Annotated in this window: 22 protein-coding genes and 2 pseudogenes; 12 read left to right on the top strand and 12 right to left on the bottom strand. The window is 58.8% G+C overall.

Going from position 1 to position 25,674, the window contains the following annotated elements; translation table 11 throughout:
* Positions 1 to 74: 74 nt before the first annotated feature.
* Positions 75 to 1,907: an ABC transporter substrate binding protein gene (locus ACFXS9_RS08350; protein ID WP_392687391.1), complete on the top strand. Its 1,833-nt coding sequence runs from the start codon at positions 75 to 77 to the stop codon at positions 1,905 to 1,907.
* 253 nt (positions 1,908 to 2,160) lie between these two features.
* Here the strand turns inward: ACFXS9_RS08350 and ACFXS9_RS08355 are convergent, their stop codons facing one another.
* The 5 genes from ACFXS9_RS08355 to ACFXS9_RS08375 form a co-directional block, all read right to left on the bottom strand.
* Positions 2,161 to 2,979 (bottom strand): cyclic nucleotide-binding domain-containing protein, encoded by an 819-nt coding sequence (locus ACFXS9_RS08355; protein ID WP_334485680.1) that lies wholly within the window; start codon positions 2,977 to 2,979, stop codon positions 2,161 to 2,163.
* A 329-nt stretch (positions 2,980 to 3,308) separates the two neighbouring features.
* Positions 3,309 to 3,569, bottom strand: coding sequence for a hypothetical protein (locus ACFXS9_RS08360; RefSeq protein WP_392687395.1), 261 nt, complete (start codon positions 3,567 to 3,569; stop codon positions 3,309 to 3,311).
* Between the two features lie 54 nt (positions 3,570 to 3,623).
* Complete coding sequence (locus tag ACFXS9_RS08365) at positions 3,624 to 4,274, bottom strand: cupin domain-containing protein (protein ID WP_392683874.1); 651 nt, start codon at positions 4,272 to 4,274, stop codon at positions 3,624 to 3,626.
* Between the two features lie 184 nt (positions 4,275 to 4,458).
* Entirely contained in the window at positions 4,459 to 4,827 is a 369-nt protein-coding gene (locus ACFXS9_RS08370) for a VOC family protein (RefSeq protein WP_392687398.1), read from the bottom strand.
* 236 nt (positions 4,828 to 5,063) lie between these two features.
* The gene (locus ACFXS9_RS08375) at positions 5,064 to 5,315 is read right to left on the bottom strand and encodes a DUF1488 family protein (RefSeq protein ID WP_057902425.1); all 252 of its coding nucleotides are present in this window, start codon (positions 5,313 to 5,315) and stop codon (positions 5,064 to 5,066) included.
* Positions 5,316 to 5,761: 446 nt separating this feature from the next.
* Between ACFXS9_RS08375 and ACFXS9_RS08380 the strand changes: the two genes are divergently transcribed.
* Positions 5,762 to 6,007, top strand: coding sequence for a hypothetical protein (locus ACFXS9_RS08380; RefSeq protein WP_392687401.1), 246 nt, complete (start codon positions 5,762 to 5,764; stop codon positions 6,005 to 6,007).
* A gap of 241 nt (positions 6,008 to 6,248) precedes the next feature.
* Here ACFXS9_RS08380 and ACFXS9_RS08385 read toward each other — a convergent pair whose 3' ends face one another.
* Complete coding sequence (locus ACFXS9_RS08385) at positions 6,249 to 6,485, bottom strand: zinc-finger domain-containing protein (RefSeq protein ID WP_392687404.1); 237 nt, start codon at positions 6,483 to 6,485, stop codon at positions 6,249 to 6,251.
* A gap of 180 nt (positions 6,486 to 6,665) precedes the next feature.
* Positions 6,666 to 7,565 (bottom strand): RNA polymerase sigma factor RpoH, encoded by a 900-nt coding sequence (gene rpoH, locus ACFXS9_RS08390; RefSeq protein ID WP_334485674.1) that lies wholly within the window; start codon positions 7,563 to 7,565, stop codon positions 6,666 to 6,668.
* Between the two features lie 95 nt (positions 7,566 to 7,660).
* Here rpoH and ACFXS9_RS08395 point away from each other — a divergent pair, with 95 nt between their 5' ends.
* From ACFXS9_RS08395 to ACFXS9_RS08405, 3 genes and pseudogenes are all read left to right on the top strand, one after another.
* Positions 7,661 to 8,263, top strand: coding sequence for a MarR family winged helix-turn-helix transcriptional regulator (locus ACFXS9_RS08395; RefSeq protein WP_392687408.1), 603 nt, complete (start codon positions 7,661 to 7,663; stop codon positions 8,261 to 8,263).
* A gap of 673 nt (positions 8,264 to 8,936) precedes the next feature.
* Positions 8,937 to 9,255: pseudogene (bfr, locus tag ACFXS9_RS08400) on the top strand (bacterioferritin); the annotation flags it as partial.
* 1,403 nt (positions 9,256 to 10,658) lie between these two features.
* On the top strand, positions 10,659 to 11,621 hold the full coding sequence (locus ACFXS9_RS08405) for an ABC transporter substrate-binding protein (protein WP_334412024.1): 963 nt from the start codon (positions 10,659 to 10,661) through the stop codon (positions 11,619 to 11,621).
* A gap of 421 nt (positions 11,622 to 12,042) precedes the next feature.
* Here ACFXS9_RS08405 and ACFXS9_RS08410 read toward each other — a convergent pair whose 3' ends face one another.
* On the bottom strand, positions 12,043 to 13,347 hold the full coding sequence (locus ACFXS9_RS08410) for an adenylate/guanylate cyclase domain-containing protein (RefSeq protein WP_392687411.1): 1,305 nt from the start codon (positions 13,345 to 13,347) through the stop codon (positions 12,043 to 12,045).
* A 281-nt stretch (positions 13,348 to 13,628) separates the two neighbouring features.
* Between ACFXS9_RS08410 and ACFXS9_RS08415 the strand changes: the two genes are divergently transcribed.
* The 7 genes from ACFXS9_RS08415 to ACFXS9_RS08445 all read left to right on the top strand — a co-directional run bounded on the left by ACFXS9_RS08415 (position 13,629) and on the right by ACFXS9_RS08445 (position 20,797).
* Complete coding sequence (locus ACFXS9_RS08415; protein ID WP_392687414.1) at positions 13,629 to 14,603, top strand: ABC transporter substrate-binding protein; 975 nt, start codon at positions 13,629 to 13,631, stop codon at positions 14,601 to 14,603.
* A gap of 240 nt (positions 14,604 to 14,843) precedes the next feature.
* Positions 14,844 to 15,560, top strand: a complete 717-nt coding sequence (locus ACFXS9_RS08420; protein WP_392687417.1) for an ABC transporter substrate binding protein — start codon at positions 14,844 to 14,846, stop codon at positions 15,558 to 15,560.
* The gene (locus tag ACFXS9_RS08425; RefSeq protein WP_392687472.1) at positions 15,560 to 15,847 is read left to right on the top strand and encodes an ABC transporter substrate binding protein; all 288 of its coding nucleotides are present in this window, start codon (positions 15,560 to 15,562) and stop codon (positions 15,845 to 15,847) included. Before ACFXS9_RS08420 ends, ACFXS9_RS08425 begins: the two co-directional genes overlap by 1 nt.
* A gap of 246 nt (positions 15,848 to 16,093) precedes the next feature.
* Positions 16,094 to 17,086 (top strand): ABC transporter substrate-binding protein, encoded by a 993-nt coding sequence (locus ACFXS9_RS08430; protein WP_392687420.1) that lies wholly within the window; start codon positions 16,094 to 16,096, stop codon positions 17,084 to 17,086.
* Between the two features lie 256 nt (positions 17,087 to 17,342).
* On the top strand, positions 17,343 to 18,350 hold the full coding sequence (locus ACFXS9_RS08435; protein ID WP_392687423.1) for an ABC transporter substrate-binding protein: 1,008 nt from the start codon (positions 17,343 to 17,345) through the stop codon (positions 18,348 to 18,350).
* Positions 18,351 to 18,581: 231 nt separating this feature from the next.
* A complete protein-coding gene (locus tag ACFXS9_RS08440; protein WP_392687426.1) occupies positions 18,582 to 19,556 on the top strand; it encodes an ABC transporter substrate-binding protein in 975 nt (324 codons plus the stop codon).
* A gap of 254 nt (positions 19,557 to 19,810) precedes the next feature.
* Positions 19,811 to 20,797 (top strand): ABC transporter substrate-binding protein, encoded by a 987-nt coding sequence (locus tag ACFXS9_RS08445; RefSeq protein WP_392687429.1) that lies wholly within the window; start codon positions 19,811 to 19,813, stop codon positions 20,795 to 20,797.
* A gap of 202 nt (positions 20,798 to 20,999) precedes the next feature.
* Here ACFXS9_RS08445 and ACFXS9_RS08450 read toward each other — a convergent pair whose 3' ends face one another.
* The 4 genes and pseudogenes from ACFXS9_RS08450 to ACFXS9_RS08465 all read right to left on the bottom strand — a co-directional run.
* On the bottom strand, positions 21,000 to 22,118 hold the full coding sequence (locus tag ACFXS9_RS08450; RefSeq protein ID WP_392687432.1) for an adenylate/guanylate cyclase domain-containing protein: 1,119 nt from the start codon (positions 22,116 to 22,118) through the stop codon (positions 21,000 to 21,002).
* Between the two features lie 14 nt (positions 22,119 to 22,132).
* Complete coding sequence (locus ACFXS9_RS08455; protein ID WP_392687435.1) at positions 22,133 to 22,498, bottom strand: response regulator; 366 nt, start codon at positions 22,496 to 22,498, stop codon at positions 22,133 to 22,135.
* Complete coding sequence (locus ACFXS9_RS08460) at positions 22,495 to 23,697, bottom strand: sensor histidine kinase (protein ID WP_392687475.1); 1,203 nt, start codon at positions 23,695 to 23,697, stop codon at positions 22,495 to 22,497. Before ACFXS9_RS08460 ends, ACFXS9_RS08455 begins: the two co-directional genes overlap by 4 nt.
* A 12-nt stretch (positions 23,698 to 23,709) precedes the next feature.
* Positions 23,710 to 25,505: pseudogene (locus ACFXS9_RS08465) on the bottom strand (cache domain-containing protein); the annotation flags it as partial.
* Between the last annotated feature and the right edge of the window lie 169 nt (positions 25,506 to 25,674).

Below are 25,674 nucleotides of genomic sequence, written 5' to 3' on the forward strand. Positions count from 1 at the left end.
CGCATTATTATTCGGACCGCCCCAGTTGCGAATTGTTGTAACGTGGCAAGCCCGATCGGTCCGCGGAATGCGATATGAATTGGTTCCTAAGATTTATCGCCATTGTCGCTGTACTTTCAGCATCAATCAGTTCTGCAACCGCTAATCCTAAGCGGATCATGATCCTTCAGTCGAGCGGTCAGAATTTCAAGCCCTGGAGCGAATACGTGAAAGGTTTCCGGCAAGAGCTGGAACGTCAGTCACCCATACCGATCGAAGTGCAGAGCTTCCCTGTAGTAATTGCTTCCGGTAGCGAAAGTGCTGAGAACCGACTTGCGGAGTATCTGAATGCGCTGTTCTCCAGCCATCCGCCCGACCTGATCGTAGCCTTTGGGGCGCCAGCCGCGGCGTTCGCGCAGCGGCATCGACGCGACCTATTTCCCTCTACACCAATGCTGCTTACGGCTATCGATCAGCGGCGTGTCCAGCAAATGAACGTCACCGAAAATGATACCGTGGTGGCCGTTTGGATAGACGTCCCGGCTCTCTTTGAGAACATTCTAAAGGTGCTGCCGAGGACGAAAACCATTGCTGTAGTGATCGGAAGCTCGCCGAACGAGCAGTTTTGGGTGCAGGAGATGAAGAACCAGCTCGAACCCCTGAAGGGTCGGGTTGACCTTCTCTTTTGGAATGAACTCTCGTTCGAGGAAATCTTGAAACAGGCGGCAACGCTTCCAAAGGACAGCGCTATCTTTTGGATTCAGCCTCAGATCGATGTGACTGGTGCCGTTCACGAGGGCGAGCGAGCTCTAAAAAGGCTTTATGCCGTGGCGAACTCGCCAATCTTTTCCCACGACGACTCATTCTTTGCTGGCGAGATTGTAGGCGGGCCGATGACGTCGGTCTCACAGGGTTCCCAAACTGCTGCCGCAGTCGCCGCCAAGATACTTGGAGGCACGAAGCCCCGAGCGATCGAGACGCCGGTTCTGCAATACGGTCCGGCAAAATATGATTGGCGTGAGCTCAGACGCTGGGCCATTCCTGAAAGTCGGTTGCCCAAAGGAAGTGAGATCCTCTTTCGCGAGCCAACCCTTTGGGAGCTTTACCGCTGGCAAATCCTTGCAATTTGCGCAGCAGTATTGTCGCAGGCGGCTATGATCACGGGCCTGCTTTATCAGAGGCGTCGGCGGTTTTTGGCCGAGGTTCAGGCACGCCAGCGGATGTCCGAACTGGCGCGTATCAACCGCTACTCTATGGCAGGCGAATTATGCACATCTATCGCACACGAGCTAAATCAACCGCTCGGTGCTATTCTGCTTAACGCAGAAACGATGGAGCAGATGTTGCGATCATCTCCGCTGTCAGATGCAACTGAACTGCTTGGAATTGTCTCTGAAATAAGAAGAGACGATGAACGAGCTGGCAAAGTGCTTCAGCACATTCGCAGCTTGGTCAGAAGGGTTCCCATTGATGTTAAGCCGCTTGATCTCAATGAGGTCGTCAGCGAAACGTTGGATTTCTTATCCAGCCTTGCAATCGCCCGAAAAGTGCAAATCCGCCACAGTCTTGCTGAGCTGCCCCTGCCCGTGAAAGGTGATTACACGCAACTTCAGCAGGTGCTTCTAAATCTCGTTGTGAACGCGTTAGATGCCACCGCCCACAAGGCGGTAAACGAGCGGGTCATTACTGTCCAAACGAAGCGCTCGGACAATTGGGCTGAATTTTCGACTGCAGATACCGGTCCCGGCGTACCCCCTGAACAATTGTCAAGAATATTCGAGCCGTTCTTCTCAACAAAGCCCAACGGGATGGGCATGGGCTTGTCGATCGCTCGAACGATTGTGGAATTTCACGGAGGGATAATAAATATTCAGAACCGATCGAGCGGCGGAGCTATCGTTATCGTGAGGCTGCCGCTCATCAGGTAACTCGGCAGATCTTGGTTAGAAAACACCTTCGTACCGGTTGCTAACGCAAAGCGAGGCGAAAGGGAAAGTCTGCTTGTGGCACCTTTGAGACATGCCGACGCACCCTGCGAATGTCTGCTTATCGGGGTAGATCGGAAGTGGTCAGTGCACCGGCAAATCGCCGCGAATGACCCACCGGATATCGTTGCGTCGCGAGACCCGCACTGCGTGGGGACGTCCTGTTACCCAAAGTGCGGACATCAAGAGCCAACGGTTAAGCTATATCATCCGTGGCTGGAGTCTGCCGCGCGGCTTTTTCTTGTGCGATAATTCCTTCTAGCCGCGAGATGTTCTCCAGCAGGCGCTGGCTGGTCAGCACGAGAAAGTAGTAACCGAATTGCGGATTTTGAAAGTAGATCTCGAGCAGCCTATCATAAGTTATAGTCATCACCTGCCCGTCTTCAATGCATTCGACGGTCGCGGTTCGCCGTTTATTGGGAGTAAGGAAACCAAGCTCGCCCATCAGTCGTCCCGGCGGAAGTTCGACGTCGATTTCCCTGACCAAAAACTTTCCTGTGACCGTCAAGAACATTTCGGTGGCCGCATCATCCTTCTTGAACAATTTATCGCCCCGGCGATATTTGCGCTCGGTCATGAAAGGTTTGAGCCATTCCAATGAGGTATCGCCCTCCGTCGCGATACGTGCCCTCTTGATCAGATTGAGCATTTGACGGAGGCGAATTGCATTGATAGGCAGCAACAGCAGATACAAGATAAAAGTCGCGACGTTTCCTGAAAGCGCGCCAAAGGCGACGAAGAATGTACAGCCGGCCATGTTCGCGACGCGCAGCGGCACCATTGTATGCATCAGCAAGGTAGCGACAAGAAAGATGGCGCCAACCAGAGCGAACATGTTGGCAAGCGTAATGTTGGCTAGCACAATTTCCAGCAGCCGATTGAATAGTGCGTCGTAGGTGATGCTGTTGGGATCGAGGCCCATCTGAACCAGAATCTTTGCGATCCTGAGGTTGTCCGCCGCCGTATCAAGAATGCGGTTTAGTATCGTCGAAAAATCTGCACTGCTCGACTCCATCGGATCTTCCCCCGCGCAAAAGCCGTCGGTATTTCGGTCGGATAACGCTTGCTGAGAACGCTGTTCAAAGAACGCAGCGCTTCCGACGAGGTGATCGATTAACCCTTAACGTTTCGCCTGCCATTTGGGCTCCTTCTGGAGCATTCGTTTGGCCTTCTTCTCCGCACGCTTCTTGAGATCGGCCTTAATCTTATCGATCAAAGTCCGTGTTCCCGGCGTCCAAACTTTGAGGGTCGAGTTCACTTTCGCCTCGACTTCATCGCTTCGTTTTCTTTGCAACCTTCTTAGCGGTCGTTGCTGACTTCTTGACGGTTTTCTTAGCCGCGTTCTTACCAGACTCTTTTTGGCGCGTTCTTCGAAGTTGATTTCTTTCGACGAGGAATTACCACAAATGGCGGCATCATAGGGTCGGCTAGTAAACCGTCACCGGCCATCGGCATATAGGTAACGGGTTGTTCGCCCGGCTTCACGGGGTCTGGCTCCATTGCATGTTGCACGGCGTCCGATACCGTGGTTGTTATGTTTTCGACGGCGTCGTTGATCTTATCGACCAACTTCTCGATTACGTTTTTATCCTTGTCGTCGTCCATCGCGCCCTCCAGGAGTGGAATGCGGGCATGACACTGTTGGCCGCCCGTCGGTAGCTATTGATTCTTTGCTGGTGCGCCCGGAAGCACGGCTGCCACACCTTCCGGATTGATGTTGAAGGCCAAGAATATCAACGGCTCGTCGCCTGGGTTTCCCCATTGGTGCACGAGGCCGTAGGGTTCATAGATCAAAGAACCCGGTCCCCTTGCTTCTGTCTTACCGTCGACCGTGTTGGCCCCGGTGCCGGAGATGATAAAATATAGAGCCGCGCCTGACCGATGGTGTGGAGGGTTGGAGGGCATCCGCGCCGGAAATGTGACTCGCGTGAGATTGAGATCATAACCGCCTGGCTTCAGGTCGGGGATCGGATTCGCTGTGCGATACAATCCTCTCACGGCGGCAGGTGCCGTCTCGGCAGGCCGACCCAAGTCCACGGCGGGCGCGAGGAAGAAGTGGAGGAAAGTCGATGGCCCTCCGCTGCCCGCCGTTAGCGCCGCGGTCTTTCCGCCGGCGATGAACAGCCCCTCTCCGGCGTTGAGCATTTTGGCCTCGCCATCGAGCGCGACCTCGGTCGATCCTGACATCTGGTAGAGGATGCCGTTGGCTCCCAAAACGCCGCTCTTCTCATCCGGCTGAAGAGTGACGCTCACTGCTTTGAAATGGAGCGGCACGTCTGTGACGGTCGGCAGTTTGGTTGCGGCGATCACTGTTCGTGTAATTGCCGGTGGAGCGGGGGTGATTTGTGCGGTCCCGGAGGCGGGAAGCGCCATCGCGCCGAGCAACAGTAGTCCGGTTGTCCTGAATTGCATGATTGCCTCCCAGGTTCAGCGGATAATCGGAGCACCATACGCTCTCCCAGCGCTTCTTGGAATGGGAGGCCGCTTCGAGCTGCTATTGGACGGAAACCGGGAGCAAAGGCCGAGCGAAACTGAGTTCGTGGCCGTCGGGGTCAATTAGGTGGAAGAAGCGCTCACCCCATTCGGCATCGCGGGGCACGGTAGCTGGCTGGCATCCCGCTGCGAGCGCACGGTCGTAAAGTGCGTCAACATCGGCAACGTAGAAGATTACCCGCCCCCACCAGGACCAGCGCCGCTCGGCTGGCTGGGCGATGAGGTTAAGAAAGCTCGCCCCTGCTCGAAAGCTGGTGAGGGACGACCCTTCGCCGCCATGCAGGACCTCAAACCCCAGCGCGCCGTAGAACCGGACAGCTCGTGGCATTTCGTGGGTGCCCAGTGTGACCGCGCTGATCCCCTCGATCATGGACAGAACTCTCCTGTTTCATTTCCCCGCGCCGCTTGTAGCCGACACTTCTCCACGTGTCAGAACAAAGCCAAGTGCGCGACGTACGGGCTGACCGTCGCCTCATGGATCGACTGGGGCAGGAATAACCGCAATGGACGAAGCCGGTTCATCGGATAACCTAAACGAACGGCGCTCAACAGCTAGTGGCCACGTCGTCGCTTGCGCAAGAGTTGGCGTCGAACAGCCAGCCTGCATCAAGGGTTCAGATCCTCAGTGGTCACTACAACACCGCGGTCAGAGTGCCCCTCCCGCTGCAACTTCGCGCGAGCGAGATGTTCGATCTCGGCTCGGTGCCTTACAAAGATAGCGATGAGTTGTGCATGGCCTGCGTCCCTTCTGCTCATACGCTCTCTGTTCAGAAGGGCAGTCTCCGTTACCCGGCACTTTTCGATTTTGCCGCCGTACTCCACCACGAAATGGACGTAATCGCCGCCAGCAACAACCATGAGAATGGTCCTCAGACGGGGGTAAGACTAACATATGGTGGTTTATCCGGCCTCCTACAAGCGAGGGCTGCATGAGCGCATCAATCTGCCAGCGCCCATCTTCCCTAGACCGCCGCGATAAGCGTTTGGGCAATGGCCAAGCCCGCTCGCGTCGGCATCGGATCAAGCCTGCCGTAGGTCCAATTCGGCCCCGTTCCTTTAGGGAACAGGCGAATTAACGCGCTAAATGCATCGCGTGTGCGGATCCATCGCCAGAAGCCGAAGGCACTCGGCCAAAAGTTCGGCTGCGGATTTATGCGGCGTCTCTCCATCAAGGTTCTCCGGCTTCGGGAGTGCTGCGGGGTGCCGTGGCGCGCCTTTTTCTTTGCAGTAATGGGTTGCTCCGGACTTGCCCGGACCGGAATCGCACCAATCTAATAGGCATCGCTTTATATGGAGTAGCAGCGATGGCAGGGCTCAAGACCCCGCGTCAGCTGGCGGACCGGATGCGCGATCATCGCGCGCAGCACCGCGCCCGCGATGGTTTCGTGCGAGAGACCTTCACCCAGCGCCGTGACGACGCCCGCCAAACGGTCAGGGAGTTCCTCGATCACTACCCGAAGCCGGCCTACATGAGCGAGGTCGAGCACTGGCGCGAGCTGCCAGGCGGGGAGATCGAGTTCACGATGAGGCGGCTGCGAACGGCAGTCTGAACGGGGACGACCCCGAAATCAGATAGTCGCATCGTGCATGAAGAGACCTGTGGAAATTGCCGCTGCTGCCGCAGCTCTAGCTTCGGCCGTCGTGACGCTTGCATCCTGCCGGCTTGCATCCTGCCGAATTCGGATCGTTCGTGGTCATGGTGAACCGCCCCGAAACTGCGGGACGATGGCGCCTGAGGCTGGTTGGCTGCGGCCGGCATGACGAAGGAAGCAGCGTTGCTGCTTTTTTGACTCAGTCCCTGTCACCGTAAGCACAATCTGCCGGATCAGCTTCGTGTGCGCCCAAGCTCGGATCGAAGCGGAATAGCGTAGAGCAATAGGGGCAGACGATCTCACTGGCATCGCCCATCTTGAGGAAGATGTGTGGGTGATCTTGTGACGGTTTATCCCCAATGCACTTGAACTCGCGGCAGCCAATGCGGACGATCGGCACCCCGACTTCGTTATGAAACGTCGGATAACTTTCCATCTGCAGTGCGCGGCTTAGGCGCCCGATCGATGATGCGAAGTGCCGTGCATGGATCGTCGAACGAGGGCTCGATCAGCACCCGGTGAGCGGCGCCCCTCTCGCGTCGTTCGGTTGCCGTAAAACGTACCCATAGCGACACGTCCATCGTCAGTTTCTCCCACCAAGGGAGAGGGTTGGAAGCTAACGCACCTGTAGAGACGCCGGGGTCGCCATCGCCGCGACGGGGTGCTTCACTGCGTTCTGCACCTTCTCGAAGGCGCTCACCTCGATCTGGCGCACGCGCTCGCGCGAGACGCCGAATTCCTCGGCCAGCTCCACAAGCGTGATCTGTTCCTCGGCGAGCCGGCGCGTCTCGAAGATGCGCCGCTCGCGCTTGTTGAGCACGGTGAGCGCATCGGACAGCGTCTTGCGGCGGTTATCGAACTCCTCGCCCGCGGCGAGCGTCGTCTCCTGGTCCGGGGATTCGTCCACCAGCCAGTCTTGCCACTCGCCGGAATCGCCGTCCTCGCGGATCGCAGCGTTGAGCGAGGCGTCGCCGCCGAGCCGCCGGTTCATGCAAATCACGTCCGTTTCGGTGACGCCGATCCGCCGGGCGATGATCTTCACCTGGTCCAGCCGCATATCGCCATCGTCGAGGATGGAGATTTTGCTCTGGGCCTTGCGGAGGTTGAAGAACACCTTCTTCTGGTTGGCCGTGGTGCCCATCTTCACCAGCGACCACGAGCGCAGGATGTATTCCTGGATCGCCGCCTTGATCCACCACACGGCGTACGTGGCGAACCGGAAGCCCTTCTCCGGCTCGAAGCGCTCGACCGCCTGCATCAGGCCGACATTGCCCTCGGAGATCGCCTCGGAGATCGGCAGGCCGTAGCCGCGATGGTCCCTGGCGATCTTGGTCACGAGCCGCAGATGGCTGGTAACCAGCTTGTGCGCCGCGTCGCGATCGCCGTGCTCGCGCCAGCGCTTGGCTAGCATGTATTCTTCCCGGCGTTCCAACATCGGGAACCGCCGGATTTCCTCAAGATAACGGGTGAGGCCGGGTTCGGCTGTAAGGATCGGCAGGGCCGCGTTGCGGGCCATGATCAAGCCCTCAAACTAGTTTCGAAACAAATTATCTGCATCCAGTCGGTTGTCAAGTTAATTTCGAAACGCTATTATATCTCGAAGAGGCAAACATGTCAGCGCGCGAAACGGCAGAGCTCCTGCTGCAGGCGGGACGGCTCGTACAAGCTGAGGGCTATGACGGCGAGCTCAGTCCGGCCCAATGGATGGCGCTCCGCTTCTTCGCCCGTGCCAACGCGTTCTCGCGGACCCCGTCGGCATTCGCGGAATTTCAAGCGACAACCCGCGGCACCGCAACACAAGCCATTAAGGCGCTTGAAGCGGGCGGGTACTTGGTCCGACAGCCATTCAAGACGGACGGGCGAAGCGTAAGTCTGCGACTGACGAGCAAGGGCAAAAAAGCCCTTGCACGCGATCCGTTCGAAGTTCTGGTGCGCGCCGTGGATTCGCTCGACGCGACAGAGCGAACTGCGATGCGTCGCGCCCTGCACCAAGTGTTGTCCACTCTAGCTACGAGTGGGGCGCATCGGCGCTTCGGTGTCTGCCAGGACTGCACGTACTTCGGCAGAGAGATGTGCGGCAACCTGCCGAGCACGGGCCCCTCGGCCGCTGAATGCCTGCTCCTCGGTGTTCCGATTCAGCCAGAGGACGTAGGTCTTCTGTGCGTCCATTTTCAACCAATGAACGAGCACCGCAAGGACGGACACCATGAATGAGTTCACCACTGCGATCTGCTGAAAGGACGCTTAATTGACCTTCGTCGTCAACGAGAGGGCGCAGAGCTTTGGGGTGATTTCTGTCGCTCATGCGCAAATCGCTTTCGGGAAATCTACTCTCTTCACGCGGGCCAATTCGGCGAGATCACAATCCCGCATTTTCTGTTCGCCGAAGTGATCGAATAATTTTAGTTGTTTGCTGCGGTGCATGAGTCTCCGAATCTGGCACGAGACGGACATCGCATCGGCTGTCGCCGATGTCCGTTCTTCGGGGTAGAGCGGAAATCGCTGGGATTTGCGCCGAAGTCCGAAGGTGACTGCGATAAAGCAGACATAGGAATGGAGCTAGCGGGCTTCCGATGATCGTTTGTTCCTGCAACGTCCTAAGCGACACCGAGGTGCGAACTGTCGCCAACACTGCGACGCGCCGAACCACCAGCTATGTCTATAGCTGCCTTGGCTGCAGAGCCCGCTGCGGTCGCTGCGCCCGCAACATCCGAGAAATCATGGACGAGGTTTTTGACGGAGCGAAAGTCGGTCGTGCGGATGGCGGCGCCGTACTCGCTGCGCCCGCGGACAAGCAGCCCTAGGCTTCAATGGTGCCGCCATCCAGTGGCATCGTTCAGACTAAATTTTCTAGAGTCTGAACCATGGCCAAAACAGGAGCGTGGTTATGAAGGGTGATGCAAAGGTCGTCGAATTTCTAAATAAGGCGCTGCGGCATGAATTGACCGCGGTCAACCAATATTTGGTTGCACTACCGGCTGCTCGACAATTGGGGTTACAAGGATCTTGCCAAGCAGTGGCGTAAGGAATCGATCGAAGAAATGGAGCACGCTGACAAGCTGGTCGTGCGAATCATTTTCCTCGAAGGTTTCCCGAACCTGCAACTGCTCGATCCCCTGCGCATCGGTCAGAACGTCAAAGAGGTGCTTGACTGCGACCTGGCGGCGGAGATTTCCGCCCGCACGCTCGACCAGGAAGCCGCAACGGGTTGAAATTCCGCAGCGCAGGGTCTCCTGCACCACCGAGGTGTGCTATCCTTTCCCTGGAGGACAAGAGGCCGACCAGGTGCGAATGAAACGACGCGCGTTCATCACGCTGCTCGACGGCGCTGCAGCCGCGCCGGATTGGCGTCATGATCGCCCTCCCGGAGGGAGATCCGGAATTGAAAAAGCGGCTCGCGGCGTTCCGGCAACGGCTCCGGTCAAACTGAGAAGACGCAGCACCACGACGGCACAGCGAGGAGCCTAGCAAGATGGTCTAGTAGGGGCCTCCATTCAAAGGCACTCGCGCTGAATGACTAGACTCTGCAACACAAGGAGGAAAAAATGAAAATGTTACCTCAAGTCTTGTTTTGGTTGGGACTAATTTCTATCCCGTTCGCATGGGTGGTATGGTACTTTGGGCCACAGCTTGAAGTCCTAAGGCCAGTCCTTGCCAGTATTAGCGATCCTGCTTTAAGAGCGGCTTTGCAAGAAGCCCACGCAGAGCGGTTGGGAATTTGGGTCGGTGTTTGGCCAGTATCACTCCTGGTATTGAGTCAAATCCTGGAAACGAAAATGCGGGGATAAAAACGCCGTCGCCGCTGCTGACGAACGATTGGCTCTCGATTGGTAGAGTTGAACGATCTTCGCGTATGCGCGGCAATATCCCGAGCACTTTGGAATCGAGCGCAATGTAGTTGCGTATACGTCTGCCCCAGCGTTGCGCGAACTCGATCGCTTTCGGAGGAGATGGAGAGCTAGACAAGCCGGTCGCCTTCCTCCACGACGACCTCCATCGCTTTCGTATCGACCATCCGCTCTTCAGCGCCAAGACCAATCGGCGGTTCCCGCCCGTCGCACTGCCCAGGCTCGATACCAGCACTATCTCTTTCCATCGAGCGTGACGCAGTAGAACAGCGCCGATCAGTATCGAGGCAAAAGGAATTGTCATCGATACTATGAAGATCAATGCGATGATCCCGACCGTGAAGAGCAGGTAAGTGCGCTCGGGCATCGCTTCCTGTAGATAAAACTTGCATCGCAGTCTCTAATTACGATGCGAGGACCAAATATTAATACGCCCCCAAGCACCAATAGAATTGACCTGGCTCAAAGTGCACATCGAGTAAAATCACTGCAATCCTACGCACGTCGTTTGCTGCGGTGCATGAGTCCGGAATTGGCACTTTTGAGACATGCCGACGGTCCGCGATTATGTCTGCTTGCGGGGTTAGACCGGAAGTGAGCTGCACGCGGTCAATGCGACGCGATTGACCCAACTCGGACATCACGCAGGGTCCAATTGGATATACAGGTAGCTGTTAAGCGGCTAAAACAGGCACCGGAAACCACGTTGGGCTTCGGGCAATTAAATGAATAGCCGCGCTTCATTGCTCTCAGGGACAAAGATGAAACGGCGTGAATTTCTCTTAAGCCTCGGCGGAGCCGTAATATGTCCCTTTGCTGCGTTTGGGCAGCAAATCAAAGTTCCGACAATCGGCGTACTCGTTTTGGGGAATCCTAATCCCGGTCCCTTTTTGAAAGCTCTTCGAGAAGCGCTGGGAAAAATTGGCTACATCGAAGGCCAGAGTTTTCGCCTAGAGCTGCGATCCGCGGGTGGCGATGCGGCAGCCCTTGGAGATTTGGCTAGTGAATTGGTTCGCCTCAAAGCCGACGTTATTGTCGCTTGGCAAACGCCATCTGCCATGGCGGCGAAGCAAGCCACGAACAGCATTCCCATCATCATGGCGGCAGTCGGCGATGCGGTTGCTACCGGACTTGTGAAGAACCTGGCACGGCCTGAAGGTAACATCACCGGAAATACGGCCATCGCTGCAGAAGTCATGGCTAAGAACGTCGAACTCATTCGTGAGACGTTGCCGGCCGCTCGCCGCGTTGCAGTTCTGGCGAACACGGTGGACCCCTTCAGCAAGCCCTTTCTCAGTCAGATCGAGCTCGCAGCACCGGCCCTTGGCATCGAGATCAATCGGGTAATGATGCATCCAACGGAGAATGCCGAGGGTCATTTTGAGGGAATGAGCCAAAGCAAGGTGGATGCAGTTATTATTCAACCAACCTTGGTACGGAGGGATGTCATCGAACTCACACTGAAGCATCAGATGCCTTCGTTCTCGATGGTTGGTTCGTTTCCTTCTTCGGGGGGTCTGATGTCGTACGGCGCCTCTGATCCCGACCAGTGGCGGGAAGTGGCCATATACGTGGACAAGATACTGAAGGGCTTACGCCCGGCCGATTTGCCAGTCGCGCAACCGACCCGGTTTGAGCTAATCGTGAATCTCAAGACCGCCAAAACGCTTGGCATCACCATTCCTCCGTCGCTGCTTACGCGCGCGGATGAGGTGATCGAATAGCGTTTTCTTGCTGTGGCGCATGAGTCCGGTTTTGGCACCTTTGAGACATGGGGACCGACCCTGACGATGTCCGTTTCCGGGGGGATAGTGTTGCAAAAGTCCCAGAAGGCGCTGCTGCTAATTTTCCGCCAAAGCACGAAACAAGCGATAGTCGCCGATCAATGCGGCCTAAAACCCGCTACCGGAATCGCCTGTGAGTTTGGCGCATGGAGGCGTGGTCCCCCACATCATTTTTTCAATCGCCGCGCCTACGGCTCGGAGAATTTGAGTCCCATCCCGCGAAAAGACTTTTGCAACAGTATCGGGGGAAGAGCGGCAGTGGTCGGCCGGCGACCAAAATTGCGCGATTGACCCGCAAGAGACATTTGGCGCGAGAGAAAAAGCCAAGGAGTGTCAATCCGAATTGGTCAGAACCGCGCATTCACCGTTCGACTGCAAAGATGCGCCAATCTCCGGGGACACCCTTGAGCGAATGATTGCCGCGATCACCAAAACGCAAGCCGGAACCCGCCACTAGGTCCTTGACCGTGCCCGACACCAACACCTCACTCGCGCCGGCGAGCGCTGCCACACGCGCTCCGATGTGAACGGCAATGCCGCCGATATCATCGCCGATCACTTCGCACTCGCCGGTATGAAGCCCGGCGCGGACTTCAATGCCCAGCGGCCTGATTTCGTCGGCGATGGCGCAAGCGCAGCGCACGCCGCGTGCCGGACCGTCGAAAGTGGCAAGAACGCCGTCGCCGGTCGTCTTGATTTCGTGGCCGCGGAAGCGTGAGAGGGTGCGCCGTATCGCGGTGTGATGGGTGTCAAGGAGGTTGTGCCAACGATGGTCGCCGAGCGCGGCGGCTTTCTCGGTCGAGCCAACGATGTCTGTGAAGAGCACCGTGGCAAGCACCCGGTCGACCGCGACGGGCGCAAGCGAGCCGGTCAGAAACTCCTCGATCGCATCAGCGATGTCGTCGGCATTGTCGCCGACGAAGGGGATGTGGTCGACCCCTGGGAACTCGAGATAGCGAGCACCTGGAGTATGCGTGGCCAGAAACCGGCCGCCCTCGACGCTGATGTTCCTGTCGTCCGTCCGATGGATGACGAGGGTCGGGACCCGGATCGTCGAGACGATGTCGCTGATGTCAATCAGACGGTTCATGCGCGCGTACGCGGCGGCGCCAGCAGGGCTATTGGACACTCGCTCGTTCTTGCCCCACCAGCGTTTGAACGCGCAGTCATTGACGCGGGAGGGCGCAAACCTTGCCACGCTACCGCCGCTGCCCCAGTCACGCTCGATATAGTCGAGAGACTGCGCCAGCGTCGACAGAGCAAATGTTGATGCGGGATAGGCGTTGCAGAGCACCAGCGCGCGGCAGCGACTGGGATAGGTCGCGGCGAACAGCGCCGACATCGTGCCGCCTTCTGAAATGCCGAGAAGCGCCGCCTGTTCCATGCCGGCGGCGTCCGTAACCGCACGCAGGTCGTCCATGCGCTGGTCTAGGCCCGGGTAGTCGGCGACCCGATCCGATAGGCCCGTGCCGCGCTTGTCGAACATCACCACCCGGCCGTAGCGCGCCAGGCGCAGCAGCCAACGACTCACCTCGGGTTCGTCCCACCAGTGCTCGACGTTGGTAAAGCCCGGCGGAGCGAAAACAACGTTGAGCGGACCCTCGCCGAACACTTGATAGGCGATGTGAACGTCGCCGCTCTTGGCGTACCGGGTGTCTGGCTGCATTGACGGACCACCCACGCTTGCCGGGACTTTCCGGCCGGCCGGAACTATAGCAGCAGCTTAGATTGTCGGGAACGGCTCAATGTCCCCTGTTGGGCACCTTTGAGACATGCCCGCCTATCCTGAGAATGTCCGTTCACCGGGGTTGACCGGAAGTCGCCGTGGTCCGGCCAAACCGACGCGAATGATCCATCTCGGACTCACGGTTATTTAGCCACTCACCCATTCAAAATTCCGAGTTACGGGTTCATAATGTGGCGGTAAGGCGCGCCGCGAGGTGACGAATGAATCGCCGCGATTTTGCCACGCTTCTCGGCGGCGCGGTGGTAGCGTGGCCACTCGCAACGCGCGCGCAGCAACTAGCGGTGCCACGGATCGGCTACGTCTGGAGCGGCGCCCGCGGGACGGACGTGTATACCCAGACCGGATTCCGTCAGGGACTTGCGGACCGGGGGTACGTCGTCGGGCGCAACCTGGTTTTAGAAGAACGCTACGCCGACGGAAAACCGGAGCGCGCACCTGCGCTGATCGCCGAACTTCTCACGCTCAATGTCGATGTTCTCGTGACTCCAGGCACGCCCACTTCGCTGGCTGCGCAACGTGCAACATCCACGGTGCCGATCGTCTGCATTAGCGGAGATCCCGTCAGAACCGGTCTTGTGGCAAGTCTTGCTCGACCAGGCGGCAACATCACTGGGCTGTCGCCGCTCTCCGGCGAATATGGCGTCAAGTGGTTGGAACTGCTGAAGGAGGCGGCACCGAAGGTGCATCGTGTCGCCGTGTTGTGGAATCCTGACAATCCGACGAATGCTAACCAAGTCGAACTTGTGCAGAAAGCGGCACCCGCGCTCGGTCTCGAGCTGACAGCGCTCTCGGTGCGGCTGGCGGACATCGAGAACAGCTTCGCCGCTCTGGCAGAGACGGGCCTCGACGGCCTCATCGTCACCGACGATCCATCTCTGTTACCCCTCATCCCCCGGCTGATCGCGCTCACCGCAGAGCGGCGCTTGCCGGCGATCTATCCATTCACCGACTCGGTCCGGCGAGGGGGACTAATGTCGTACTCGACCAACCTTTTCAAGCTATGGCAACGCGCCGCGGGCTATGTTGATCGCATCCTCAAAGGCGCGCGTCCGGCGGAGCTTCCCGTCGAGCAGGCGACGGACATTACCCTGAGTATCAACCTCAAGACCGCTAACGCTCTCGGCCTCGACATTCCAATTACGCTGCTCGGCCGCGCCGACGAGGTGATCGAATAGCAACGACAATTCCTGCGGTGCCTGAGTCCGTTCCTGGCACCTTTGAGGCATGCGGACGGACTTTGAAATTGTCTGCTTATCGGGGTAGACCGGAAGTCGTCGGCACCCAGTCAGAATGGCGCAATTGACCCAACTGAGACATTGGGCACCCCAAAGATATCATATTGGACCGGTCCCAAAGTCTTCCAAGTATCGGGTCTAGGTTGATACTCTGCCGCATTCTGATCCTCGGAGGCAGGCATGAAGCGACGAGACGTTATTGCGCTTTTCGCGGGTGCAACTTTCGCAGCCCCGTTTGTCGCTCACGCGCAGAATACCAACAAAGCTCGCAGACGGATCACCTTCCTGCCAGATCTCCACCCGGCAACGCTCGAAGCCTGGCGGGCAGAAATGCGCGTCCTCGGCTGGATCGAGGGGCAGGACTTCGTCATTATGCAGTCAGGGAAAGAGCTGGGAAGCCGCGGCTCATTAGATGAAGCCGCACAGCGCGTGGTAGAGAACAAGCCTGACCTCGTTTTCACTACCACAACCGCCTACGCGCTCGCTCTGCAACGCGCAACGGGGTCAATTCCTATTGTGATGCTGGGTTCTGGATACCCGGTCGAGGCTGGCGCGGCTGACAGCCTCGCCAAGCCCGGAAGGAATGTCACAGGCAACGCGATCTATACGGAGACGGGGGTCTGGGGCAAGATGTTGCAACTGCTCCGCGAGGCCAAGCCGGACATCAAACGAGTCGCCGCCTTGTGGAGTTACGTCATACCCGCGTTTCCTAAAGAGGAGATCGAGCCAGCCTACGCTGAGCTCAATAGCGCCGCACGCTCGCTTAACCTGGAGCTTCACATCGTCGAGGTCGCGAACTCCGATCAGCCACAGGCTGCGCTCGCCGAGATCGACGAATTGAAACCAGGCGGCCTACTGCTGACCTCTTTTTTTCCGAGAAGGCGAGGTCGGTCGTGATGCAGTTTGCCGTGGGCAAAGGCCTGCCCACTATCGCCGATGTTGATGTTTGGACACGCTTCGCCGCGCCACTCTATCCCCTTCTGTTTTACGGACCCACAAATCGAGAGCTTGTGCAGAATGCGGTCGCTTCGGTCGACAAAATTTTGCGGGGTTCTAGTCCGGGCGACCTGCCGATCCAGCGGCCTCGCCGATTTGAACTGATCGTCAACCTTAAAACCGCGAAAGCAATTGGCCTCGATCTTCCACCCGTCCTTGTCGCGCGAGCGGACCGTGTGATCGAATAGGGGCTCTTCGTCGCGGCGCACGAGTCTGAAATTGGCACGTCTCGGGCATGGCCCAATGACCGACTTGAGTCCGCTTTCGGGGGAAGAGCGAAAGTTGCATTTCGGGTCATCAGGTCCGTAGATTATCCAGCACGGACAATTGTGATCCGCCGGTGGGCCTGAAGCTGCTATAATTTAGACTTCTCGGGGCCAAGGCGCACGGCCTCGCGAGCGCGGGATCTTCCTGTACGAAGACACGGTGATCGAATGAGACGATCTGCCGCCACGGTTCTGATCCTTCGAGTTGTGCTGCTTGTTTTCGCGTCGGCTGCCGAAACCCAAGCAGCGCCGAGGGTGCCGCGTTTCGGAATGCTGTGCACCCACTCGTGCAGCGGCAACATTAATGACGCTTTTTTGGACGAGCTTCGTAAGCTCGGCTGGGTCGAGGGTAGCACCATCGTTATCGAGCGTAAGGGTGCGGGTGGTCGCTTCGATCAGCTACCGGCGCTTGCCGCCGATCTTGTGCGATCGAAACCCGATCTCTTGGTCGCCTTCGCTCCTCAGCCCGTGCGCGCCGCTAAGAACGCGACCTCCGAGATACCAATTGTGATGCTCTTCGTCGCCGATCCGGTCGGTTTGGGACTTGCGTCAAGCCTGGCTCGCCCTGGCGGAAATCTGACTGGTGTCGCCACGCTGGTTCCGGGCGGTTTCGGCGGGAAGGCCCTTGGCTTTCTTCGGGAACTCTTGCCACAAGCGAAGCGCGTGGCAGCTTTCATCAATCCTTCAAACGACATCCATCGGCTGACTTTCCCAAGAGAACACCTACCTGCGGCCGACCAGCTCGGCTTTCAGCTCGACATTATCGAGATGCGCGAAGCTGAGGAAATTCCTGGCGCAATTGCCGCCGCTAAAGCCCGAGGGGCGGAAGCTTTATACATAGCGGGTGACCCGATGCTGAACTCCCCAACGAGCCGCGTGTCCGAACTTGCGGCGCAAGCTAGGCTGCCGTCGATCTACTTGGCGGGCTCCCGAGAGAGGGTGGAAGCCGGTGGATTACTTTCTTTCGGCCCTGACTACGCGGCCTTGGCGCGGCGCGGCGCCTACTATGTCGATCGAATTCTCAAAGGCGCTAAACCGGCCGAGCTTCCTATTGAGCAGCCCACCAAATTCCTGCTTCTCATTAATCTCAAGACAGCGAAACTGCTCGGTATCGAGATTCCGGCGTCCGTTCTCGCCGGTGCTGACGAGGTGATCGAATAAGGCTTGTCACTTCCGGTTTTGGCACACCTTTCGGACCTGCCGATCCTCGCAGCGAACGTCGGCTATGAGGGTAAAGCGGAAGTGGCTCGGAAATCGCCAAACCGACGCGATTGACCCTTAGCGGTCATGGCGCAACGCAGAATGGCGAGCTGCCGCGCTCGACATCTTGCGCCTCCAACTCCCCGGACTCCCATGCTGCGATGTGGTATGCTTCAACTTGGATTTAGCGTGGTCCTGAGCCTCCTTGGAGGGCTGCATGAGACGGCGCGATTTCATCAGTCTTCTTGGCCGTGCGGCGATCGCGTGGCCGCTCGTTGCGGCGGCACAGCAGAGCGCCAATAGCAAGCGTCTTGCTATCTTCAGCCCATCAGAGCCAAGCGCGGACTTGCATGAGCATAGCGAAAGCAAAAAGTACCGAGCCTTTTTCGCCGACCTTCGGCGGTTGGGATGGATCGAGGGACACAACCTCAAGGTCGAAAGTTACGGCCGAGAGCAAAATGCGTCCGGCCCCGAAGCGCTGGCGACGGAAATCGTCCGGAGCAACCCGGATGTCGTCCACGTGGTTGGTCCTGGCGCAGTCATCTTCAAAAAGCTAACATCGCGTATTCCGATTGTAGCGATTACTACCGATCCCGTTAAGCAAGGGATCGCCGAAAGTCTGGCTCACCCGGGCGGCAATTTCACGGGAGCCAGCATCGACGCCGGTCTGTCCATTCATGGAAAACGGATTGCACTGTTGCGCGAGATGGTTCCGACGATGTCGAAACTTGGCTGTCTCGCTCTTCGATTCCAATGGAATGGGCCGAGCTTAGCTCCGGCGCTCCGCGCAGCTGCCGAAATGGCAGGCCTCCCTCTCGCGGTATCTTTACTGGAATTTGCTCCCAGCGAAGCAGACTATCGGGCGGCGATCGAGAGCATCTCCCGCGACGGTGCAAATGCAGTCATGGTCGTCGATTCGCCCGAGACCCATCAAAAGGGCCTTTTGATCGCTAGGTTGGTCGGCGAAGCGAAGCTTCCGGCGATTTTTACGAATGTTGAACCCGTCGAAGCCGGCGGCTTAATGGCCTATTCCTTCGATCTGATCGAGGTGCATAAGCGCGCCGCCAATAACATCGACGCAATTCTCCGAGGAGCAAAGCCCGGCGACATCCCGTTCTACCAAGTAACCAAATTCGAGTTGTCCATCAACCTCAAGACAGCCAAGCAGCTGGGGCTTTCCGTACCTCCTGGGCTCCTCGTGAGTGCCGATAAGGTAATTGAGTGAACAGGCAAAGGTCCGGTGTTGGCACTCAGCGGACCAACCGGGCCGGTTGACGAGGTCCGCTGTTAGGGGCCGACCGGGAAGTGGCTGGCAGAGCGTCAAAACGGCACTTTGACCCATCTGAGACATCAAGCCCTGATACCGTTTGATGCCGTTTGCTTGCCATTTTTGGTTCGCCGCTCATTCGCAAGGTGTTAGATTAGATTTTGAGATGAACTAAATGAGCGTGTCCGGATGCAGCGGCGCGAGTTCGTAGTAGTTCTTGGCGGTATGGTGGCAGCTTGGCCGCTTGCCGTGCGTGCGCAGAAATCGCTGCCTCGGATTGGGTGGTTAGTATTTGGCGACGCCAAGAAATTGGGACCAGTCGATCAGTCGTTGAAGGACGCACTCGCACAGGCCGGACTTCTCGATGGCCGCAACATCGAAATCGTCTTCCGCTATGCCAACGGTATGCCGGATCGACTTGCGGAATTGGCCACCGAACTGGTCGCGCAAAGGCCGAACCTCCTGCTCGCTGTTGGCGGCGATGTTATCAAGCCACTGTTTGAGGCAAGTAAAGGTAGCATACCCATCGTCGGTGGCGTTAGTGATAGCCCTATCCGGTCGGGAATTGCCGTGTCTCTTGCTCGACCAAGCAAGAGCTTCACTGGGATCACGTTTCTTACGGATGAAATGGCAGCGAAGCGGATGGAACTGCTCAAGGAAGTGGCGCCCAACGTCAGGAAGGTTGCGGTGATATTCAATCCGCAGCATTTCGATGACGAAGTGACTTTTGCACGGCGCGGAGCCGAATCGCTTGGCCTTGAGCTAACGACGCACCCGATAAACAAGATCGCCGATCTCGATGCAGCGCTGCAGGGGGTGGGTGCAAGTGGCGCCGATGGCCTGCTCGTCATCTCGTCGCGCCTTACTGGCATTGTTGCCGCTAAAATCGCACAACACGGCCAAGAGCGTCGTCTTCCGGTGATTACGTCGTGGCGGGAATTCGCAGACAGCGGTGCGTTGCTGTCCTACGGGCCGAGTCGGATTTTTGAGGCCAAACGTCTGGCGGGCTATGTGCAAAAGGTCTTGAACGGGGAGAAGCCGGCAGATTTGCCTATCGAGCAACCTGTGAAATTCGAACTTGTTATCAATCTCAAAACCGCCAAGGTCCTCGGGCTCACGGTACCGCCTTCATTACTCGGCCGCGCCGACGAAGTGATTGAATGAAGCGGGTGATTACTGCAACGCATGAGTCCGCATCCGGCGGCACTTTTCCGACCTGATGTTCGCGCTCAATGATGTCTGTTCGTCGGTGTTAAGCGGACGTCGCCTACCCATCCGCCAAGGTCCGGAAATGGACCCATAGCTGTTATGCGCCAAGCGCCGCGTTTGCGACGCAGCATCTACACGCGCACTGAGTGCGACGACCATCGAAACCTGATACTCTCACCCGCGTCTCCTCAAGCTGCGATGAGGATTGAATGAAGCGGCGGGAGTTCATAGCATCTGCTGCGGCGCTGCTCGTTTCGCCACGGCGTTCGTGGGCGCAGGAGACACGCCGTCGGCTTGGCTTTCTTGCTGTAGGTGATGGGAGCGGGCAGGCCATCAATCAAACCGAGCGTGCGTTGTTTGATGGACTGCAAAACTACGGCTGGATAGACGGAAGAAACCTGATTATCGAGTATCGTTTTTCCCAACCCCCGGATCGACTGCCAGCTTCAGTCGCCGACCTGATTGCTCTCAGCCCCGATGCGCTCATCGTCGCGGGACCGCAGGCAACCGCAGCCCTGAAATCGGCAACTGCCACCATTCCGATTGTGTTCGTGGCGGTCGGCGATCCCGTTGGGCTCGGCCTCGTGCAAAGTCTATCGCGACCAGGTGGCAATATAACGGGTCTTACGACCGTCGTACCTGAAGACTTCCTCGGGAAACGTATAGAAATCCTCCGGGAACTGGTTCCTGGCGCCTCGAAAATTGCGCTCCTGGTCAATCCGGGCAATCCAATGCACAGGCTGACATTAGCCGAGGAGTACCTGTCCCGCACAGCCCGCAAGCTGAGCATGGCTCTGCCGATAGTTGAGGCCACCACGGCCGAGGAACTCGACGTCGCCTTTGCCTCGGCCGCCGCTCAGCACGTCGATGCCATAGTTGATGTTGGCGATGTTCTGACCTGGGTCGAGGCTCCGCGAGTTATCGCGCTCGCGGCGAAGTATCATCTGCCGGCAAACTACTTCTTCCGACACTCCGCCAAAGGCGGCGGATTGTCGGTCTACGGCCCCGATATATCCGATCTGTTCCGTCGTGCAGCCGGCTACGTCGATAAGATCCTCAAGGGCGCCAAGCCTGCCGATCTACCGGTACAGCAGCCAACCAAATTCGAGTTAATCATCAATATGAAGACGGCCAAAGCGCTCGGCCTCACCATGCCGCCCTCATTACTCGTCCGCGCCGACGAGGTGATCGAATGAGTTCGGCACTTCCGGGTTTGTGAAGGTTTGCGGATGCCGGCCCCATGACGGTGGTGCCGCCACACGGCGCCGGCGTCCGCAAGCCTCCAAAGGAACCACCGGAGCATGAAAGTGGCGCGGCATAGGCTATGGGGATTCAGATCGGCGTAGCGACACAATTGCGACCGGTCTGGAGATTCAATCGACAAAGTCTTGGATTTCGTTACGGCTGAAGTGCGCACACATTCACATTGAAGGCTTGGATCGGACGGTGAAAGCCCTTGAGCACGAGCCCGCCGACGGGCTCGGTCTCTGCAAGCTCCTCGATCGCCGCGAACACCTTGCTGTCGATCAGGATCTGTCCATTTTTCGCCTCGGCGCACAGTCGCGCGGCGAGATTGACGACCGAGCCGGTGGCCGAATAGTCGTACCGGCCCTCGCAACCGATGCGGCCGAGCGTGGCGTAGCCGTGGGCGATGCCTACCCCGAACCCGAGTTCGTGACCTAACTTGCGCCAGTTGGCTGCAAGCGCGGCAGCGTGGTCGCGCATCGCGACGGCGAGCCGAACGGCGCGAAGCGCAGGATCGACACACGGCAGCGGATCATTGAACAAGACCATGATGCCATCGCCGGCAAAGCGGTGCAGCGTGCCTTCGAACTCGTGGATGAGCCCACCGAGGTCCGCGTGGTACTCGCGCAGAACCGCTATTACCTCCTCCGGCTCGGCCGTCTCCGCAAAGGCCGTGAACCCCCGCAGATCACAGAACAACACGGTCACATCTCGGCGGTGGCTGTCCAAGAGCTCTTCGCCCGAGGACAGAACGATCTCGGCAATCTGCGGCGCCAGGAAGCTCTTGAGCCGGCCCATGCGTTCGATCTCGGCGACTTGCTCCGTGACGCGCTGCTCGAGCGTGCGGTTCCAGTCGGCGAGTTCGTGCGCCTGCCCCTGCACCTTGTCATGAAGTTCCTTGAGGCGCAGGACCGACTTCACACGCGCTACCAGCGCGGACTGATCGATCGGCTTGGTCAGATATTCGTCGGCCCCGGCCTCGAGCCCTGTGACGACATCCCTGGTATCGGCCCTGGCCGTCACCAGAATGATGGGCATGAACGGCAGCTCGGCATCCTGCTTGAGCCGGCGGCAGACCTCGATGCCGTCGATCTTGGGCATCATGACGTCGAGCAGGATCAGATCCGGGGCCCTTTCTCTCGCGGCAGCGAGCGCTTCCTCTCCGTCGGCCGCTTGCATGAGCTCATAGCCGTGTGGCGCCAGCCGTGCGCTGAGAATGTCGCGGTTCGCCTCGCTGTCGTCGACGATTAGAATGCGGGGAGGATGGTGCATCGGAGCTCGGCTCGTTAGGGCACGTATTCCCGGATCTTGGCGAGCAGCTCACGCGGACTAAAGGGCTTGGTGACATAGCCCTCGCAGCCCGCAGCCCGCGCCTTGTCCTCGTCTCCGCTCAGGGCGTAGGAGGTCACCGCGATAATGGGGATTGCGGAGAGTGCCGATTGAGCCTTGATCCGACGTGTCGCCTCGTAGCCGTCCAGAAGCGGCAGCTGTATATCCATCAGGATGAGATCGGGCCGCTCCGCGGCGGCGGCCGCAACGCCGTCCTCGCCATTTTCGGCTTCGATCAGCTCGTAGCCGACGCTCGAAAGCAAATCCCGCAGGATTCGCCGGTTGTCCTCCTGATCTTCGATCACCAGGATGCGCTTGGTCATGGTTGCCTCGCCTGTTGCTCGACTCGCACCGGAACCGCAAAGGAAAATGTCGCGCCCTCGCCAGGGACCGAGTCCACCCAAATCCGCCCGTGGTGCAGTTCGATGATCCGCTTGGCAATCGACAGGCCGAGCCCCGTCCCGCCCTTCTTGCGGGTCGAGGATGTGTCGGCCTGCGCAAACTCCTCGAAGATCTTCGCTTGATGGTCTGCTGAAATTCCGGGCCCGGTATCACGAACGGCGACCGTAAACGTGCCATCCGCTGCCGAAGCCTTGATCGATACCGAGCCCCGGTCCGTGAACTTGATGGCATTGCCGACAAGGTTGAGCAGCACCTGCGCGAGGCGACGCTCATCGCCGCGGCCAATGGGCAGATCCGGGGCGACTTCAACATCGAGCGCCATATCCTTTTCGGTCGCGAGCGATTCGACCGCGACGACCACGGCGTGTACGATGTCTCTAAGTGAGTAGTCGGTCAGCGACAGGGTGAGCTGACCCGCCTCGATCTTGGACAGATCAAGGACGTCGTTGATCAGACCAAGAAGGTGCTTGCCGTTGCTCTGAACGCGCTCGAGCACCGCTCGCATCTTGTCGGGCATGTCACCATAGATGTTGTCCAGGATCAGCTCGGTGTAGCCGAGGATGGCATTGAGTGGCGTGCGCAGCTCGTGACTCATGTTGGCGAGGAACTGCGATTTGTGCTTGCTCGCAATCTCGAGCTGCCGGCTCTTGTCCTCGATCTCATGGAACAGCCTGGCGTTCTGGATCGCGAGCACCGATTGGGCCGCGAAGGTCTGCAGGAGGTCGATCTTGCCAGCCGCGAACGTACCGGTGTCGCGCCGCCGTACCACCAGGGCGCCGACGATGGTGTCGCGGCTGAACAACGGCACAGCCAGCAGCGATCGATAGCCGGCTTGCAGGAGGAGCTCCAGCGCCGGCGAGGAGGGCTCCTGACGCAGGTCGGGGACCTGCAGGGGTCCGCGAACCGAAACGGCCTGCTGCATCAGCCTCTCACCGGCGCCGATCCGTTGGTCGCGGATCGCTGCAATCAGCGCCTCGTCCATTCCGTAGGTGGCGCTCAGCCGGAATTGCTGTTGCGCCTCGTCGAACACGTAGATAGCGCCGGCATCGGTACCCGAGAGCTGCACCGCCTTGGCGACGATGGTCGCAAGCACGGTTTCGAGATCGAGCGTCGAGTTCACCGCCTGCGTGACGTCGCCGAGCGCTTTCAGCTCCTGGACCGAGCGCCCGAGCTCCTCCGTTCGCGCCTGAAGCTCATCGAGCAGCCGAACATTCTCGATCGCGATCACGGCCTGGTCGGCGAAAGTCCGAACCAGCTCGATCTGCCTGTCAGTAAAGGGTTGCACCCGCTGACGTCCGAGATTGATCGTACCGACCACGACCCCCTCGCGCAGTAGAGGCACGCCGAGCATGGTGCGAGTTTTTTCCAGCGTCACCGTCTCGGTTATGGAGTATTCCTCGTCGGAAGCGATGTCGGCGATGTGGACGACCTGTCCGTCAGATGCAACCCGTCCGGTCACGCTCCCACGCCCAACGGGCAAAACGCGACCTCGAATGAGCGCGTTGTATTCGGGCGCAAAGGAAAAGGACGCTACCACCCGATAAGCTTCTCCCTCAAGGCTGGAGATAAGCGCGGAATCGGCTTCGCACAGCCGTACGGCAGATTCGACCAGCGTATCGAGCACCGTCTGCAGGTCAAAGGCCGACCGGCTGATTACCTTGAGCACTTCCGCGGTCGCCGTCTGCTGCTGCAGGGACTCCCGCAATTCTGCGGTCCGCTGCTCGACCTTGTTTTCCAGGTCGGCATAAGATTCCTGCAGCCGCGCGCCCATTTCGTTGAACTGGTCAGCGAGGCTCTCCAGTTCGTCGCCAGTCTTGATTGAGATGCGCTGGCCGAGATCGCCGGCGCCGATGCGTGCGGCGCCCGCGCGCAGCGCCTGGATCGGGCCGACCATGCGTCGCGCCAGCAGGATTCCCGCAAGCACAGCAAACACTGATGCCGCAAGCAGCACGAACGCTAGCCGCTGCAAGGCGGTGTAGAGCGGGGCATAGGCTTCCTCGACCGGCAGTTCGACAAACATGGTCCAACCGAGCGGTAAGATCGGCGCCGATGCGGTCAACACCTCTTGCCCCTGGATGTTGCGGGCGCCCTGCAGCTCGTCGGCTGTGCCGCCCGCCTGCCCAGCTTGCGCCGCCTGCACCTGCGCGAGCTTGGACATGTCGGTGTTGCGCAGCACAAGGCTGATGTCGGGATGCGCAATCAGCCGGCCCTGAGCGGCAACGACATAAGCGCGGCCGTGCTCGCCAACCTTGATCTGGGACACCACGTCCCAGATCAGCTTCAAGTTGACCTCGGCGATGCTGACGCCGGCGTCCTTACGGGTGCCGGCCACCGCCAACGTCATATAGGGCTCGGATTCCCTGCGGAAGTAGACCGGCCCGTAGTAGACCTTGTGGGCGACGGCCTCGGTGAATTTCGGCTCCTTTGAAAGGTCAAGGCCACTGTCGATCACATTCATGGCCAAGCGCGAGACGCGCAGCCGCTCCTTGCCGGCAGAATCCACCAGCGCGAGTTCGGTGATCGCCGGCACCTGACGCTGCAATCGCAGCGCGTCAAAGCGGCGTTGTTCGATTGAATCCGCCGACCACGGTAATTGGGTGGTCCATCCGAGCTGGCTCTCGATTTCCTTGATGAACCGGCTGATCTTGGCCGCCGCAGCCACCGCCTGTTCCTGCTGAATCCGGATCAGAGAGGCCTTGTGCTCGCGGTAATAGAAGAAAAACTCGAAGCTTCCGTTGGCTAGCAGCGCGACGCCAACCACGGCAACAAACAGCGCAACGTACTTGATGAAGAGCCCGCCGCGGTTCCGTGCGTCGGATGATACCGCTGCCGTGCGTCGGATGATACCGCTGCCAACCCCGCGCTCGCTACCGGCGATCCCGCTAGCGTCCGACCCCGTGGCGTGTCCGGGTGGAGGGAGATGCTCATTGCTCAAATCTAGCAGCAATGCTGCAGCTTGTCTCAGCCTGCGGACCGGGAGCCGGCAGGCGGTGACGGGAACCCGAGGTTGCTCGCCCAGCTAAGAGTTACCGAAAGCTACAACCCCTGGCGGCCAACCACCAAGCTGCTAAGCCTCTATGCCACAGGCGCGGTCCTC

The organism is Bradyrhizobium sp. RDI18, from assembly GCF_043203335.1.
Taxonomy (GTDB): domain Bacteria; phylum Pseudomonadota; class Alphaproteobacteria; order Rhizobiales; family Xanthobacteraceae; genus Bradyrhizobium; species Bradyrhizobium retamae.